This is a genomic window from Saliphagus sp. GCM10025334, assembly GCF_042663485.1.
GTDB lineage: Archaea > Halobacteriota > Halobacteria > Halobacteriales > Natrialbaceae > Natronosalvus.
Map to the genome: position 1 here is coordinate 411,739 of NZ_JBHTAF010000003.1, position 14,702 is coordinate 426,440.

The 14,702-nt window shown below is 65.5% G+C and carries 17 protein-coding genes; 8 read left to right on the forward strand and 9 right to left on the reverse strand.

From position 1 onward, the window contains the following. Positions 1–130 precede the first annotated feature (130 nt). Both ACFQO4_RS14270 and ACFQO4_RS14275 read right to left on the reverse strand, forming a co-directional pair. Entirely contained in the window at positions 131–829 is a 699-nt protein-coding gene (locus ACFQO4_RS14270) for a plastocyanin/azurin family copper-binding protein (RefSeq protein WP_500261547.1), read from the reverse strand. 277 nt (positions 830–1,106) lie between these two features. Then, complete coding sequence (locus tag ACFQO4_RS14275) at positions 1,107–2,171, reverse strand: M42 family metallopeptidase (protein ID WP_500261548.1); 1,065 nt, start codon at positions 2,169–2,171, stop codon at positions 1,107–1,109. A gap of 113 nt (positions 2,172–2,284) precedes the next feature. Here ACFQO4_RS14275 and ACFQO4_RS14280 point away from each other — a divergent pair, with 113 nt between their 5' ends. Both ACFQO4_RS14280 and ACFQO4_RS14285 read left to right on the forward strand, forming a co-directional pair. Further along, positions 2,285–2,443 (forward strand): hypothetical protein, encoded by a 159-nt coding sequence (locus ACFQO4_RS14280; protein ID WP_500261549.1) that lies wholly within the window; start codon positions 2,285–2,287, stop codon positions 2,441–2,443. 95 nt (positions 2,444–2,538) lie between these two features. Beyond that, complete coding sequence (locus tag ACFQO4_RS14285) at positions 2,539–3,564, forward strand: DUF2332 domain-containing protein (protein ID WP_500261550.1); 1,026 nt, start codon at positions 2,539–2,541, stop codon at positions 3,562–3,564. A 69-nt stretch (positions 3,565–3,633) separates the two neighbouring features. Here ACFQO4_RS14285 and ACFQO4_RS14290 read toward each other — a convergent pair whose 3' ends face one another. Beyond that, positions 3,634–4,455 (reverse strand): amidohydrolase family protein, encoded by an 822-nt coding sequence (locus ACFQO4_RS14290; protein ID WP_500261551.1) that lies wholly within the window; start codon positions 4,453–4,455, stop codon positions 3,634–3,636. Positions 4,456–4,714: 259 nt separating this feature from the next. On the opposite strand from ACFQO4_RS14290, the gene thsA reads away from it, so the two are divergent. Then, entirely contained in the window at positions 4,715–6,259 is a 1,545-nt protein-coding gene (thsA, locus tag ACFQO4_RS14295) for a thermosome subunit alpha (RefSeq protein ID WP_500261842.1), read from the forward strand. A gap of 93 nt (positions 6,260–6,352) precedes the next feature. After that, a complete protein-coding gene (locus tag ACFQO4_RS14300) occupies positions 6,353–6,730 on the forward strand; it encodes a HalOD1 output domain-containing protein (RefSeq protein ID WP_500261552.1) in 378 nt (125 codons plus the stop codon). 58 nt (positions 6,731–6,788) lie between these two features. Here ACFQO4_RS14300 and ACFQO4_RS14305 read toward each other — a convergent pair whose 3' ends face one another. The 4 genes from ACFQO4_RS14305 to ACFQO4_RS14320 form a co-directional block, all read right to left on the reverse strand. Continuing rightward, positions 6,789–7,685 carry an SAM hydrolase/SAM-dependent halogenase family protein gene (locus ACFQO4_RS14305; protein ID WP_500261553.1) on the reverse strand — a complete coding sequence of 299 codons (897 nt, stop codon included), beginning with the start codon at positions 7,683–7,685 and terminating at the stop codon, positions 6,789–6,791. 150 nt (positions 7,686–7,835) lie between these two features. Beyond that, the gene (locus ACFQO4_RS14310) at positions 7,836–7,967 is read right to left on the reverse strand and encodes a hypothetical protein (RefSeq protein ID WP_500261554.1); all 132 of its coding nucleotides are present in this window, start codon (positions 7,965–7,967) and stop codon (positions 7,836–7,838) included. Positions 7,968–8,018: 51 nt separating this feature from the next. After that, positions 8,019–8,285 (reverse strand): hypothetical protein, encoded by a 267-nt coding sequence (locus ACFQO4_RS14315; RefSeq protein ID WP_500261555.1) that lies wholly within the window; start codon positions 8,283–8,285, stop codon positions 8,019–8,021. Positions 8,286–8,369: 84 nt separating this feature from the next. Next, positions 8,370–8,888, reverse strand: coding sequence for a nicotinamide-nucleotide adenylyltransferase (locus tag ACFQO4_RS14320; RefSeq protein ID WP_312909255.1), 519 nt, complete (start codon positions 8,886–8,888; stop codon positions 8,370–8,372). A 165-nt stretch (positions 8,889–9,053) separates the two neighbouring features. Here ACFQO4_RS14320 and lonB point away from each other — a divergent pair, with 165 nt between their 5' ends. Genes lonB through ACFQO4_RS14335 form a run of 3 tightly spaced genes read left to right on the forward strand, consistent with a single transcriptional unit; the run spans position 9,054 to position 12,719 of the window. After that, on the forward strand, positions 9,054–11,351 hold the full coding sequence (gene lonB / locus ACFQO4_RS14325; RefSeq protein ID WP_500261556.1) for an ATP-dependent protease LonB: 2,298 nt from the start codon (positions 9,054–9,056) through the stop codon (positions 11,349–11,351). A gap of 4 nt (positions 11,352–11,355) precedes the next feature. Beyond that, the gene (locus ACFQO4_RS14330; protein WP_500261557.1) at positions 11,356–12,339 is read left to right on the forward strand and encodes a CPBP family intramembrane glutamic endopeptidase; all 984 of its coding nucleotides are present in this window, start codon (positions 11,356–11,358) and stop codon (positions 12,337–12,339) included. Positions 12,340–12,371: 32 nt separating this feature from the next. Beyond that, positions 12,372–12,719 (forward strand): hypothetical protein, encoded by a 348-nt coding sequence (locus tag ACFQO4_RS14335; protein ID WP_500261558.1) that lies wholly within the window; start codon positions 12,372–12,374, stop codon positions 12,717–12,719. 7 nt (positions 12,720–12,726) lie between these two features. Here the strand turns inward: ACFQO4_RS14335 and ACFQO4_RS14340 are convergent, their stop codons facing one another. Beyond that, positions 12,727–12,966, reverse strand: coding sequence for a DUF2061 domain-containing protein (locus tag ACFQO4_RS14340; RefSeq protein ID WP_500261559.1), 240 nt, complete (start codon positions 12,964–12,966; stop codon positions 12,727–12,729). Positions 12,967–13,146: 180 nt separating this feature from the next. Further along, on the reverse strand, positions 13,147–13,623 hold the full coding sequence (locus tag ACFQO4_RS14345) for an MGMT family protein (RefSeq protein ID WP_500261560.1): 477 nt from the start codon (positions 13,621–13,623) through the stop codon (positions 13,147–13,149). 121 nt (positions 13,624–13,744) lie between these two features. Here ACFQO4_RS14345 and ACFQO4_RS14350 point away from each other — a divergent pair, with 121 nt between their 5' ends. Further along, positions 13,745–14,542, forward strand: a complete 798-nt coding sequence (locus tag ACFQO4_RS14350; protein ID WP_500261561.1) for a M14 family metallopeptidase — start codon at positions 13,745–13,747, stop codon at positions 14,540–14,542. Positions 14,543–14,702 lie beyond the last annotated feature (160 nt).

The following is a 14,702-nucleotide window of genomic DNA, read 5'->3' on the forward strand; positions in this document are numbered from 1 at the left end:
AGGAGCGGCATTCGAAAAGCGTGTGCGATGGCGATGGCGGTGGCGGTGACGGCGATAAGTAGGGGTGAGAATGAGAGTGTGGATGAGAGTAAGAGCGAAAGCGAGACGAAGAGGGTGTGTTCGTGGCGAGTTACTCCCCCGAGTCGCCGCCGTAGCGCATGAAGCCGTACACAAGCGAGAGTGTCGAGAGGACGCCGGCCAGCGTCGCGACGAGGAGCGTCCAGGCGGCGTCCGGAACCACCGAGATGGCGCCGCCCTCGCCACCCCCGCCGGCTCCTTCGGCAACTTCGATGCTGCCGGTCATCCCGACGCTGACGTGGGGTTCACAGATGTAGTCGTAGGTCCCTTCGACGTCGAACGTGTGTTCGTACGTTCCATCCGATTGGAGGTCGGTGTACCCTTCCCACTCGGCATCGTCCGGGATCTCGCTCGGGGCAACGTTGTGGTCGGCGTCACCGACCCACTCCCAGACGACCGTGGTACCGGGTGCGACCGAGAGGCTGTCGGGGACGAACTCGTTGTCATCAACCTCGACGGTTTCAGTGGCGCCGCCTCCGCCACCACCGCCTTCGGATTCGTTCCCCTCGCCTTCGCCGCCTTCGGATTCGTTTCCTTCACCACCGTCTTCGGACTCGTTGCCCGCCCCGCCGTCATCCTCGGTCGTTTCGTTACCGTCCTCGGTGTCAGTTTCGTTGCCGTCATCGGTATCCGTCTCGTTGTCTTCCTGTGCGAGTGCGCTCGCACTCACGCCAGTGGCGACCGCCGTCCCCGCCGTGCCGGCGAGAAAGAGTCGCCGTGAGAGTCGTGTCTCGTCCTCGGATGGGTTCATACCAGGGGGTTAGCAACGCCCGGTACTGAAATCTTCGATTCCATCGTTCGTCACTCGCCACGAATGTTGCCGCCTGTACATACGAGAACAGTGCAATCTGGACATTGGTATAGAAATTATAGCGTAGACGTTCGATTTCTTGAGGCGAGAAGGCGTCTCGAGACGGCTCGCGAGGAGGAATGTACGAGTGGTGATGGTACGCCAGGAAGGAATCACGCACGAGTGACGACACGCGACGACTGACAGATGAGGACACGCGAATCGAACCGAAAACCGATCAGTAGCGGTAGTCGTGCTCGCCGGTCTCGGACTCGAGGAACGCCGCGAGCAGGTCGATGGTCGCCGCGACGTCGTCGACGTGGGCCATCTCGGTCACGGTGTGGAGGTACCGCGTCGGGATGGAGAGCGCGCCGACCGGCTTTGCACCCATCGTATTCTGGAAGCCGGCGGTGTCGGTGCCGCCCGCGGGCAGGATCTCGAGCTGGTGGTCGATGTCCTCGTCCTCGGCGACGCGCTCGAGTCGGCGGTGGACCTTCGGGCTGGTGATGACGCTCCCGTCCTTTAGCTTGATCGCGGCACCATCGCCGAGGCGGGTGACGTGTTCGGCGGCCTCGAAGCCGGGGACGTCGTTGGCGACGGTGACGTCCAGCGCGATGGCCAGGTCGGGGTCGACGTCCACGCCCAGCGCCTTCGCCCCGCGGAGACCGACTTCTTCCTGGACCGTGGCACAGAAGTGAATCGTCACGTCCGGATTCTCGATCCGGCGAGCGGCCTCGAGCATGGCGAACAGGCAGACGCGGTCGTCGAGCGCCTTGCCGGTGACGGTCTCGCCGACCCGCTCGGTCGACTGATCCATCGTGACGAGGTCGCCGACCGAGACGCGCTCCTCGAGGTCGTCCTTCGGGAGGCCGGTGTCGACGTAGACGTCGTCGACCTCGGGGGTCTTCGAGCGGTCCTCGTCGCTGAGGGTGTGTGGCGGTGGCGAGCCGATGACGGCGGGGAGGTCGCCGTCCTCGGTGTGGATCGTCACACGCTGGGCCTTGAGGACACGAGCGTCCCAGCCGCCGAGGGCGTCGAGCTGGAGAAAGCCGAATCCGTCGTCGTCGCCGGCGACGTGTTTGACCATAAAGCCGATTTCGTCCATGTGGGCGGCGACGGCGACGCTGTAGTCGCTCTCGCCCTCGATGGTGCCGACGACGTTGCCCATCGCGTCGATGCGCACGCGGTCGACGCTGTCCTCGAACTCGCGCTCGACGAGAGCGCGAATCCGGTCTTCGTACCCCGGGACCCCGCTGGTCTCGGTGAGTTCGGTCAGGAGGTCGAGATCGAACGGTTGAGACATATCCGAGTCTGTCGCCCGAATGCGCATAAGTGCGTGGGAACGGGTTCGGCGTGCCGGTTTCCGGTTCGAACGAACCGACGCACTCACGACGCTCGAGACGTGAGATCCGGTCGATGCAGGAAGACAGGGTCGTCCTCGCGCTGGCGTGTCTGTTTGTCGTGACGCTGGGAACGGTGTACGTCCTCGAGAGTGCGGTGCTCTGGGTGTTCTGGGGCGCGACGATGATGGCGCTATCAGGGGGACTGTTGGTTCGCTCGAATCGAGAAACGTAACGGCCGACGAGGGGCGTTGAATCACGCGGCATGCGGAGGGAGACGCTATCGTGATCGGCTACGAGTTTTATAAAATCGAGCACACAACGTACGCCATGGACATCGCCGAGAAGTTCGGTCGTTACGCGAATTGGGTGGGAGACACGTCCCCATTTTACGCGCGACTCGCCGATTCCGTCGTCGACGACGACCGACTCCTCGGCATCGCATCGGCCGCTCGCGAGGGGCAACCCGAACCGGAACTCCTGCTCGCGGCAGTGCACTCGCTACTACTGGCCGGGCGAGACCACCCGCTCGCCCAGTTTTACCCCACCTGCGAACGGAGCGGAAGTGCCGGCGACCCGGTCGATTCGTTCCGAGATTTCTGCGTAGCAAACGAAGACCGACTCCAGTCGATCGTCGCTACTCGTCGCTGTCAAACGAACGACGTCGGCCGCTCGGCGGTCCTCCTCCCGGCGTTCGAGCACGTCGCCAGGACGTCCGAATCCGACGCGCTGGCACAGGTCGAAATCGGGGCGAGCGCGGGGCTCAACCTCAACTGGGATCGGTACCGGTACGACTTCGACGGCGCCGGCAGGTACGGCGAGACGGACTCACCTGTGACGATCGCGACGGCCGTCCGCGGCGACCGGGACCCCCCACTCCCTCGAGCGTTCCCCACGGTCGTCCACCGGCGCGGGGTCGACTTGAATACGCTCGACGTAACCGACGACGAAGACGCGCGGTGGCTGCACGCGTTGATTCACCCGAATCGAGACCGGCGGCACCGGCGACTCGCGGCGGCCATCGAGATGGCGAAGACGAACCGGCCCCCGCTCGTCGAGGGCGACGCGCTCGAGGCGCTGCCGGCGCTGCTTTCGGACGCCCCCGATGGCGTTGCCCTCGTCGTATTCAGTACGCACGTTCTCTACCAGTTGGACGCGGCGACGATAGCGAAACTTCGGTCGATCCTCTCCGATTATAGCTCGGAACAGCCGATTCACTGGCTCTCCATAGACCCCAACGAAGAACTCGGGGAACCCACCTACCGATTGGTGATATTCGAAGACGGGAACGTAACGGAGGCAAAGATCGCACGCTTCGAACCGTATGGCCGCTGGGTGCAGTGGCTGGATTCGTGACATCGTAGCCGACCGTACGCGAGCGACCAGAATCCGACGGCGGCGACTCGAGGTCACCTCGAAGAAAAGTCACTCGGGCCGCAACGAGTCGATCACGCGGCAGGCGTTCTTCGAGAACGCGCGGCGCAGTTTGTCCGCCGATACGTCGAGGGTCAGAATCTCCATGATGGCCACGTTCGGGTGCCAGTCGGGCGCGCCGCTTCCGAAGAAGACGCGGTCGGGATGCTCGAGCAGCGCTCGCTCGAGGACCTCCCGGTAGCGAATCCCACTGGTCTCGAGGTAGCAGTCGTCGACGGTCTCGAGCAAATCGAGGAACGCGTGGGCCGACGACCGACTGACCGAGGGGCCGCCGCCGTGGGAGACGATTGCCGGAAAGCCCCGGTCCAGAAGGGGATCGACGAGGGCTGGCGGCGGCGCGTCCTCGCTGCCACGGACGATTACCGGCAGGGACGCGGCCTCGAGTTCTGCGAGGACGGCCTCGTCGGGGACGCCGTCGACCGCCGGGTCGAGGACGAAACCGTGGAACCGGTCGTCGTAGGCGTACTGCTCGACGTCCTCGGGAGTCGTGTGAAACGGCTGGCGGCGGCTCACGGCGTTTCGGAACCGCCCCGTTCGATCGGTCTCGAGCGCGTTCACCCCGTTGATGCGGGCGAAGGCGACGAACGGCCGCTCGACGCTCCGACGAGCGACGCCGTTGTTCGCGGCGACGTAGGACTCGCCGGGCCTGGTTCCGGGAAAGACGACCGCCCGAACGATGCCGGCCTGGTGCATCTCCCGTTCCATTCGGTCGGGTGTCGCCGGGGGCACTCGAGTCGACGGCTCGCCCCTACCGTCCGGGGACAGCCGAGCGTGGACGTCGACGACGCGGAAGTCGTGTTCCAGCTCGAGCATTCGCCCGTGCGTTTGCGGTCGACACACATGGGCGTACCGACTTCAGCCGTCGGGCGGAGCGAGAGCAACTGAACGTCGGGGAGACGAGGCAATTCAACGTCGGGCGAGGTGGGAACGACCGAGCGAGGTGGCGTGTGCATCCGTCACACAATCGCCAGAGGGAAGCACGGTGGCACCGAAATACTTTTATAGAAGTGCTGACGATACAAGTAGTGAGGTTTCACACATGGCACAACAGCGACGCATGGGCGGACAGCCTATGTTCATCTTGAGCGAGGACAGCAACCGAACGCAGGGCCGCGACGCACAGTCGTCGAACATCATGGCCGGAAAAGCGGTCTCCGAGGCCGTACGCACGACACTCGGCCCGCGCGGCATGGACAAGATGCTCGTCGACTCGAGCGGGAACGTCGTCATCACGAACGACGGCGCCACCATCCTCAACGAGATGGACATCGAACACCCCGCCGCGCAGATGATCGTCGAGGTCGCCGAATCCCAGGAAGAGGAAGTCGGTGACGGCACGACGACGGCGGCCGTTATCGCCGGAAATCTGCTCGCCGAGGCCGAGGACCTCATCGAACAGGACGTCCACGCGACGACCATCGTCGAGGGCTACCACGAGGCCGCGCGCATCGCCCTCGAGGCCATCGAGGACCAGGTTCTCGACGTCGACGTCGACGACGAACTGCTCGAGCAGGTCGCCGTCTCGAGCATGACCGGCAAGGGAACCGGCGGGCTCCAGACGGAGACGCTCGCCGAGACGGTCGTCGGCGCTATTCGCCAGGTCAACTCCGACGAGGGCGTCCAGCGTGACAACGTCGAGATCCACACCCAGGTCGGTTCGTCCTCGAACGCGACCGAACTGGTCAACGGAATCGTCATCGACGAGGAGCCGGCTCACGACGAGATGCCCACGAGCGTCGAGGACGCCTCCGTCGCCATCCTGGACGTCGAACTCGGCATCCGGACGGGCGAAGTCGACGCCGAGTACTCGATCGACTCGATCGACCAGCTCAACGCCGCGCTCGACGCCGAGGAGGACGAACTCCGTCGGTACGCCCAGGACGTCATCGACAGCGGCGTCGACGTGCTCTTCACGACCGACGACGTCGACGACCGCGTCGCCTCGCTGCTCGCCAGCGAGGGCATCCTCACCTTCGCGGACATCACCAACAAGAAGGCTCGCAAGGTCGCCAACGCGACGGGTGCCCGCCGGGTCGGCGCCCTCGAGGACCTCTCGGAGGACGACTTCGGCCACGCCGACCGCGTCCGCACCGAGGCCTACGGCGACGACGACCTCGCGTTCGTCGAGGGCGGCGCGGCCGCCGAGGCCGTCACCGTCTTCGTTCGCGGCGGCACCGACCACGTCGTCGACGAACTCGAGCGCGCTATCCAGGACGCCCTGGACGTCGTCACTGCGGCGCTGGACTCGGGCGAGGTCGTCCCCGGTGCCGGCGCGACCGAGATCGCCATCGCCGACGAAATCCGCTCGGCCGCGGCCGGCATCGAGGGCCGCAAGCAGCTTGCCGTGACGGCCTTCGCCGACGCGCTCGACATCGTTCCGCGCACGCTCGCGGGCAACACGGGACAGGACCCGATCGACGCGCTGGTCGACCTCCGCGCCGCCCACGAGGCCGAGGGCCGCGCCGGACTGATTACCGACGGCGAGACCGTCACCATCGGTGACCCCGTCGAGCACGGTGTCGTCGACCCCGCCGACGTCAAGCGCGAAGCCGTCGAGAGTGCCACCGAAGCCGCAACGATGATCGTCCGCATCGACGACGTCATCGCCGCCGAATAACGCCCTCGCGTTTGTTTTACCGTTTTTCGCGACCGTTCGCGTCGTCCGATGGCAGCCGATAGTGTTATGTTGTGACATACCATACGTAAATGTATGTCCCATCGCTCACCGACAGATCGGCTGGTTCGAGCCGGGGGCACGGCCGACCGACCGATCTACTACGACGACCGTCGGGGGACGTACCACACCTGGTACGATGGGGGGACGTACGAACCGGTTACGACTGCGGTCCTGATGGGCGTCTCGGAAGCCCTCGAGACCGACCTCGAGACGCTCGAGCCGCTGGCGGCGGCGGTCGATCCCGAAGCGCTCGACGATCTCTTCACCCGGGGTTCGCGGTCCCGGTCTCGGTCTCGGTCCCAGTCTCGAGTCCGAACGAACGCGCTCGTGGTGTCGTTCGAGTACGCCGAGTGCGGGATACGAATTCACGAAAACGGTGAGATCGTCATCGACCCGCGCCAGCGGGGATGACGAACCCTCGCCAGCGAGGGTGGCGAATCCGCACCAGTGGAGATGACGAGGCCCACCGTCACTGTTCGCCGACGTGGGGCACCCGCTCGAGGACGACAGCGTCACCGACCGCGAGGCCGAAGGCGTCGTCGCCGCGGCCGTCGTTGACGTCGAGTTCGACGTAGCCGTGGCTCCCGACGAGTGCGACCATCTCGCCCGGAGCGACCGTCGCGAACGTTTCGCCAACGGGAACGCGGTCGTCGTTCACGCGAACGTTCTCGGCTTCCTCGAGAACGCCGCCCGGAACGTTCGTGATCACGTTGCCGAAGTCGTCGACGGCAAGGACCTCGCCGGTCACCCCGGTCGGTTCGCTGACGTCGGCCGTTGGGAGTCTGCAATCGACTGGGTCAGTCAGTCGAGAGAGCCAGGGGAGTGCCTCGAGCGCCCCGTCCCGGGTTTCGACGGCCGCTGCGGCGGGGGCGAAGACGTCCCGACCGTGGAAGGTCGTGCTTCCCGGGGCCGTGTGGTGACCTGACGGAACGGGCGTCTCGAGACCCGATTCGTCGACGGCGAACGTCTCGAGGCTGGCGTCGTCGCTCGGCGCAGTCTCCTCGAGGGCGCCGTCGTCACTCGTCGTCCCGAGGTTGCTACCGTCGCTCGACGCCGTCTCCTCGATGCCAGCCAACCGACGGGCGACCGGGAGGAGCACGCCGTTGTCCGGGCCGACGAGAACGTGATCGCCGGCGCGGAGGACGATCGCGCGCCGATCGGTCCCGACACCCGGATCCACGACCACGAGGTGCGTCGCCGGCGGGAAATATGGCAGCGTCTCGCGCAACCAGAACGCGCTCGTGCGAACGTTGCCCCTAGGGAGCTCGTGAGAGACGTCGACCAGGCGGGCGTCGGTTCGCGAACAGAGGACGCCCCTCATCGCCGCCGGGTAGGGCGAGCCGAAGTCCGAAGCGAGCGTGATCATGGTCGCCGATACGGGGCGGTCCCTCAAAGCCGATACGGCTCGTCTCTCACCTCAGCGCGTCCGGTGACGGCTCGTGATCAAAGCCGGTTGTGGCCCGGGGTCGATCAGGACCCGGGAGGTTCGATCGCGATACGGGAGAATCGGCCCGGTTCACTCGCGCAGTTCGTCCCGGCGCGTCTCCGACCGGTCGCGGGTAACTCCCTCTCGTCGGTCGGTCGTCACGTCGTCAGAGGCGTCTCTCGGCTCTCGGGCGGCGTCTTCGACCGCTTCGGTCGATTCCATGATGCGCTCGAGCTTGCGTTCGAACTCCTCTTCCGAGAGCTCGCCGGCCGCCTATCGGTCCTGGAGCGTCACCAGGGGATCCACCGCCGTGTCTTCGTCGGGTTCGACACCCCTCGACCGACGAACCGACCACCAGCGATAGCAGATCCAGCCGAGAAAGACGGCGACGATGCCGCCGAACACGAGACCCGCGACCTCACTCGAGAGCTGGCCGACGTACCAGAGGACGCCGACGACGACCAGCAGGTCGAACGCGAGGACGAAAAACAGGCCGACCATCTCGCCCGTGAGTACCCGCGGACCGTCGTCTCCAGCCATTACTGTCACAGTTTTGTCCCGTCACTATGGCTGTTTCCGTTCGGGTGGCCGTCCCGGACTGTCGGGTTCAACCGTCCGGGCTACTCACGCGCCGTTCGAGTCGTCCTCCGAAACCATCTGGATCCGTTCGATGCCGTTGATCTCCTCGACGACCTCGACGACGGCGTCGGGAACCAGCGACTCCCAGTCCTCGTCGTCGATCATCCGCTCGCGAACGGACGTCCCCTCGAGGACCTCGCGGTTGAACATCGGGGATTGGCGGATGTCGACCCCCGACTCGCGGAACAGCTGGACGACGAGCGGGTTGTTCGAGTACGCCACGTCGAAGTGCGGGCTCATGCTCTGGACGTGGCTCACCCAGACGGAGTTGCGCTCTAAGTCCTCGATGGGGACCGCGTAAGTCGTCAGATCGAACTCCTGGACCGCCTTGGTGAGCATCATGATCCGCTCGCCCGCGGTGAACGGGTTGCGCGTCGAGTGCGAGTCGCCCGCGCTCCCGATCCCGAGAACCAGTTCGTCGACGTCCTCGGCGATGCGTTCGACCATGGTGTGGTGACCGTTGTGATAGGGCTGGAACCGGCCGATGTAGAACCCCCGCGTCATACCTGACACCTCGAGGGTCGGACTCTTAAGGGTGGCGAGGTTCCCGCGGGAGTGAAACCGGCGAAATCGGCCGTCTAACGACCCATCTGTAGTGGCCACGAATCGGGAGAAGGGAGAAAGTATATCAGTCGCAATCCCTTCGGTTCGGATACCGAATAGCCATTTATGAGCAACGATACGAACGTTGACGGCCCGTCGCCGGACGACGATGGAACCCCTCCCGACGAGGAGGACTCGTCCGCGGACGCGGCTCCCCCAGCCGACGACGGCACGACCGCCGACTCCCCCAGTGGTGGGTCCGACGAGACGGACTCGGATGCCGTCGAATCGCCGGGCGATACGGAGGACGCCGGCGGTGACTCCGGGCCAAGCCCCGACGCCGATCCCGAGGACCCCCTCGAGCGATCGCTCGAGAAACTCGAGGACGGGATCGAGGACGCCGACACGGCGGCCGTCGACGCACACGATGCAGACGAAGACGACGAGATCGAGACCGTCGAGGACCTCGGCAGTACGGTCGAGGTCGACCCAGGCGTCGAGATCGACGAGGAGATCGCCGAAGACGATCTGCTCGGCGGCCTCCAGATCGACTCGACCGCCGACATCGAGGTCCCCGACCGGCTGGTCGATCAGGTCATCGGGCAGGACGAAGCCCGTGACATCATCATCAAGGCGGCCAAACAGCGCCGCCACGTGATGATGATCGGCTCGCCCGGGACCGGGAAGTCGATGCTCGCGAAGGCGATGAGCCAGCTCCTCCCGAAGGAGGACCTGCAGGACGTACTCGTCTATCACAACCCCGACGACGGCAACGAACCGAAGGTTCGAACGGTGCCGGCGGGCAAGGGCGAACAGATCATCGAGGCCCACAAGGAGGAGGCCCGAAAGCGCAACCAGATGCGGTCGATCCTGATGTGGATCATCATCGCGATCGTCGTAGTCTACGCGCTCTTCGCGGGACAGATTCTCCTCGGTATCCTCGCCGCGGGTATCATCTGGCTGATCTTCCGGTACACCTCCCGCGGCATGGACGCGATGGTGCCGAACATGATCGTCAACAACGGCGAGCAGCGCACGGCGCCCTTCGAGGACGCCACTGGCGCCCACGCCGGCGCGCTGCTCGGCGACGTCCGCCACGACCCGTTCCAGTCCGGCGGTATGGAGACCCCGAGTCACGACCGCGTCGAACCTGGCTCGATCCACAAGTCCAACAAGGGCGTGCTGTTCGTCGACGAGATCAACACCCTCGACGTCCGCACCCAGCAGAAGCTGATGACGGCGATCCAAGAGGGCGAGTTCGCCATCACGGGCCAGTCCGAGCGCTCCTCGGGCGCGATGGTCCAGACCGAACCCGTCCCCTGTGACTTCGTCATGATCGCCGCGGGGAACCTCGACGCGATGGAGAACATGCACCCCGCGCTCCGCAGCCGCATCAAGGGCTACGGGTACGAGGTCTACATGGACGACACCATCGAGGACACCCCCGAGATGCGCCGCAAGTACGCACGCTTCGTCGCCCAGGAGGTCGAACGCGACGGCCGCCTGCCTCACTTTACCCACGAGGCCGTCGAGGAGGTCATCCTCGAGGCCAAGCGCCGCGCGGGTCGCAAGGAACACCTCACCCTGCTGTTCCGGAACCTGGGCGGACTCGTCCGGGTCGCCGGCGACATCGCCCGGGCCGAGGACGCCGAGTTCACCTCGCGCGATCACGTCCTGCAGGCAAAGAGTCGCTCGCGCTCGATCGAACAGCAACTCGCCGACGACTACATCGAGCGGCGCAAGGACTACGAACTGCAGGTCAACGAGGGTGGCGTCGAAGGCCGCGTCAACGGCCTCGCCGTCATGGGTGAGGATAGCGGGATCATGCTCCCCGTCATGGCCGAGATCGCCCCGGCACAGGGCCAGGGTCAGGTCATCGCCACCGGGAAGCTCAAGGAGATGGCCGAGGAGTCCGTCCAGAACGTCTCCGCGATCATCAAGAAATTCTCGGACGTGAACCTCTCGGAGAAGGACGTTCACATCCAGTTCGTCCAGGCCGGCCAGCAGGGCGTCGACGGCGACTCCGCCTCCATCACGGTGGCGACCGCCGTCATCTCGGCACTCGAGGACATCCCGGTCGATCAGTCGGTCGCGATGACCGGATCGCTCTCGGTCCGCGGTGACGTCCTTCCGGTCGGTGGCGTCACGCACAAGATCGAGGCCGCCGCGAAAGCCGGCTGCACGAAGGTCATCATCCCGAAGACCAACGAGCAGGACGTCATGATCGAGGACGAGTACGAGGACATGATCGAGATCATCCCGTGCTCGAACATCAGCGAGGTCCTCGAGGTTGCCCTGATGGGCGAACCGAAGAAGGACTCGCTGGTCGACCGGCTCAAGCAGATCACCGGCTCGGCGTTCGAGAGCCAGGTCAACACCGGGACCGGGACCGGAACCGGCGGATCGAACCCGAGTCCGCAGTAATCGAATGGCCCAGTGGGCGGCGTTCGCGGGACTTTCCGGCGTCGTCCTCGTCGCACTCCTCGTTCTTTCGGTACTCACCCAGCGCGCGTTCGAGGAGCCGAACGGCTCGAGTGTTGACCGTTCTTCGCCGCTCGAGGCCGATTCCGACCGGTCGACCGGCCGTCCCCTCCAGCGGACCGATTCGGAGGATCGGGCGACCGACGCGGCGTCACGAGAGGAACCGCCGGAGGAGGCGGCTGCGTCCGCGGTCAAGGGGGACGAGCCGGCGGCCGACGACGTCGCGCCCGTCGCGGACACGGGGCCGCCTCACCAGCCGACGGAACCGCGAGAGACCACGCGATCGGAGACTGAAGCCGACCCTCGCGACGTCTCGACCAAGGCCTTACTCGCGAACGTCGCGCTCTCACAGGGATTGTTTGCCGCGATTTTGCTCGGAGCCGCCGTCTACACCGCGATCCCGCTCGAGGCGCTCGGAATCGAACTCGACGCGAGCTATCTGCGGAGCGGCCTGCTCGTCGGCGCGGTCGCCGGCGTCGTCCTCTACGCGGCGAACGAAGTCGGGGCGGCGCTGGCGACTCGCCTGGGCGTCGACCACGACGAGGCGCTTCGTGGACTGCTGGCCCCCGACGACGTTCGCGGGTGGGTCGTCCTGCTCGTCGCCGTCCTGCCGGTCGTCGCGTTCTTCGAGGAGTTTCTCTTCCGCGCAGCCCTGATCGGCGCCCTTGCCGCCGGCTTCGACGTGCCGATCTGGTTGCTCGCCGCGGGTTCGTCGGTCGCGTTCGCGATCGGCCACGGGATGCAAGGGCCCGCCGGCATCGTCGTCACCGGCCTCCTGGGATTCGTCCTCGCGGCGCTATTCATCGTCACGGGGAGCCTGCTCGCCGTCGTCGTCGCTCACTACCTTGTCAACGCCCTCGAGTTCGTCGTTCACGAGGGGCTGGGACTCGAGCCCGTCGAGTCGGTGCTCGAGACGATCACCGGAAGCTAAGAATCTAAACACCTGGCCGCCCTCGAACGCGTATGAAGCAACTCGAGTCCGTTTCGGACACCGTCCAGCGAGCCATCGTCGTCGGGATCGTGCTCTACTTCGCGCTGTTTTTCTACGCCGAGGTCGCCAACGTCTTCGTCGTTCGACGCGCTGCGAACGCCGTATTCGGCTTCGTGGCCCTGGGCGTCGGTGCCGTGTTCCTCTCCAACGCTAGGGAGACGTTTTCCCCGCTCGGGGGCGCTGGCATCTGTCTCGCCGTCGGCGGCATCGCCCAACTCGTCGCGGTCGTCGTCGTCGACATCTTGATCGATTCCATCGCCTCTATCGCCGTCTTCGTCGGGATCGGACTCTACGTCTACGCGATCTGGACGGCCTCGTGATCGCGAGCTACGCCGACGCGGAGACGCCCCAGGTGATGTGATCCCAGGTCCGCTCGTAGAGGTAGTATGTCCCCGTTTTCACGACGTTCGTCACGATCCCGATGTTGAGCGCCGCGCCGACGTCACCGACGACGACCCAGGCGACAACCGTCGTAATGAGGATCATGAACAGGCGGTAACACAGGGTCTTCGCGATGGCTCGTTTTCGAGCCTGGAGTGCCGACCGCGAGACGACGTCGTCGAGCATAGTCCGTTGGTCCACTCGAGGGGTAATAATAACCACACATGGTATCGATTTCCGGCTCAAGAAACCAAATTCAGTTACACCATCTCCGATAGTCGTCGCTCCGAAAACAGGATCGGTCACGGACAGTCGCTCGTGAGTGCTCGTCGACGGACCGGCACTCGTAGAAATTGGGGCCAGCGACTAGAGTTCCTCGAGCGACCGCAACTTCTGCTCGACCGACGGTGGAGCGGCGCTCGGGCCGTCCCGGACCCGGTGGTCGGGGAAGACGATGGGGATCGGATTCTCGTCGAGCGCCGTGCGAACGAGGATGGTGTCGTCCTCGTCGTCCGGATCGAGTCCCGCCATCCGGGCGACGGTGGCGACGTCGACGTTCTCTCCGTAGGGAATCCCACGAATCTGTTCGAGCACCGATCGCTGGTCGGTCGGCACGGTCAGGGCGACCTCGAGGTCGGCGAAGTCCACCTCGGAGAGGCCCTCGAGGTACTCGGCGAACCGATCCAGCACGGGGTGATCGTCGACGACCGCGTTCTCGTCCGGCTGGTCCGGGAACGAGACCGACATCACCCGACCGCTGGCGATTCCGACCTGGACGAACCGCTCGAGGTAGGTCGACTCGAACGCGTAGATGCCCGCATCCGCATCGGCGAGGTCGTTCATAGGTAAGTGCAGGGACGGCCGCGTCTTGAATATTCGCCTGCCGTCGACGATGGCAACAGGTCACTCTCGCGGACTGTCGTCGACCGAATCCCCTTTGAGCCTGACGGTCGTAGGACGGCCGATGAGAGTCGTACAGCTCGGGACCGGGACGCCGGAACTCGCGGTCGTCGCCGCTATTCACGGCGACGAGCCCTGCGGCGTCCGCGCCGTGGAACGGCTGATCGAGGAGGAACCGTCGGTCAAACGCCCAGTGAAGCTCGTCGTCGCGAACGAGGAGGCCCTCGAGCGCGGCGTCCGGTACGTCGACGAGGATCTCAACCGCGCGTTTCCGGGTCACCCGGAGGCGGAGACCCACGAGGGGCGACTCGCCTACGAACTCGCGGCGGAACTCGAGGGCTGTCTCACGTTCTCGATGCACTCCACGCAGAGCCACGCCGACCCGTTCGCCATCGTCGACGAACTGAGCGAGACGACCAGGGACCTGTGCCCGCAACTGCCGGTAACGGCGCTCGTCGAAACCGGGCCCTTCGCTGGCGGGCGGCTGTTCAGCGGGGCCGACGCGGTCGAGGTCGAGTGCGGACTGCAGGGAAGCGACGCCGCGGCCGAGAACGCCGACCGCCTGACGCGGGCGTTCCTGACCGCCGTCGAGGCGCTCCCGGGCGATACGGTTCGGCGGGACCTCCCGGTCTACCAGCTCGTCGACCGGATCGACAAGGCGGCAGCCGACACCTACGAGGTGTTCGTCGACAACTTCGAGCGCGTCGAGGAGGGCGCGGCATTCGCGGCCGCAGACGGCGAGAAGCAGGTCGCCACCGAATCTTTCTATCCCGTCTTGCTGTCGCCCTACGGCTACCGCAACGTCTTCGGCTACACCGCGCGCAAACTCGAGACGCTGACCGCATCGGCGGCCGCCGAGTGAGGCGATCCGTCCCGGTGGTCGGGCCGCGAACGAGTTTGCGGGACGAGTTCGCGTCGACGATGTCGCGGCTGAACCAGTGAAATCGATGACGCGGCTGAGACAGTGAGACCGAGGCCGTCGCTGAACCAACGAAACTGATGCCGCGGCTGAAACATTGATC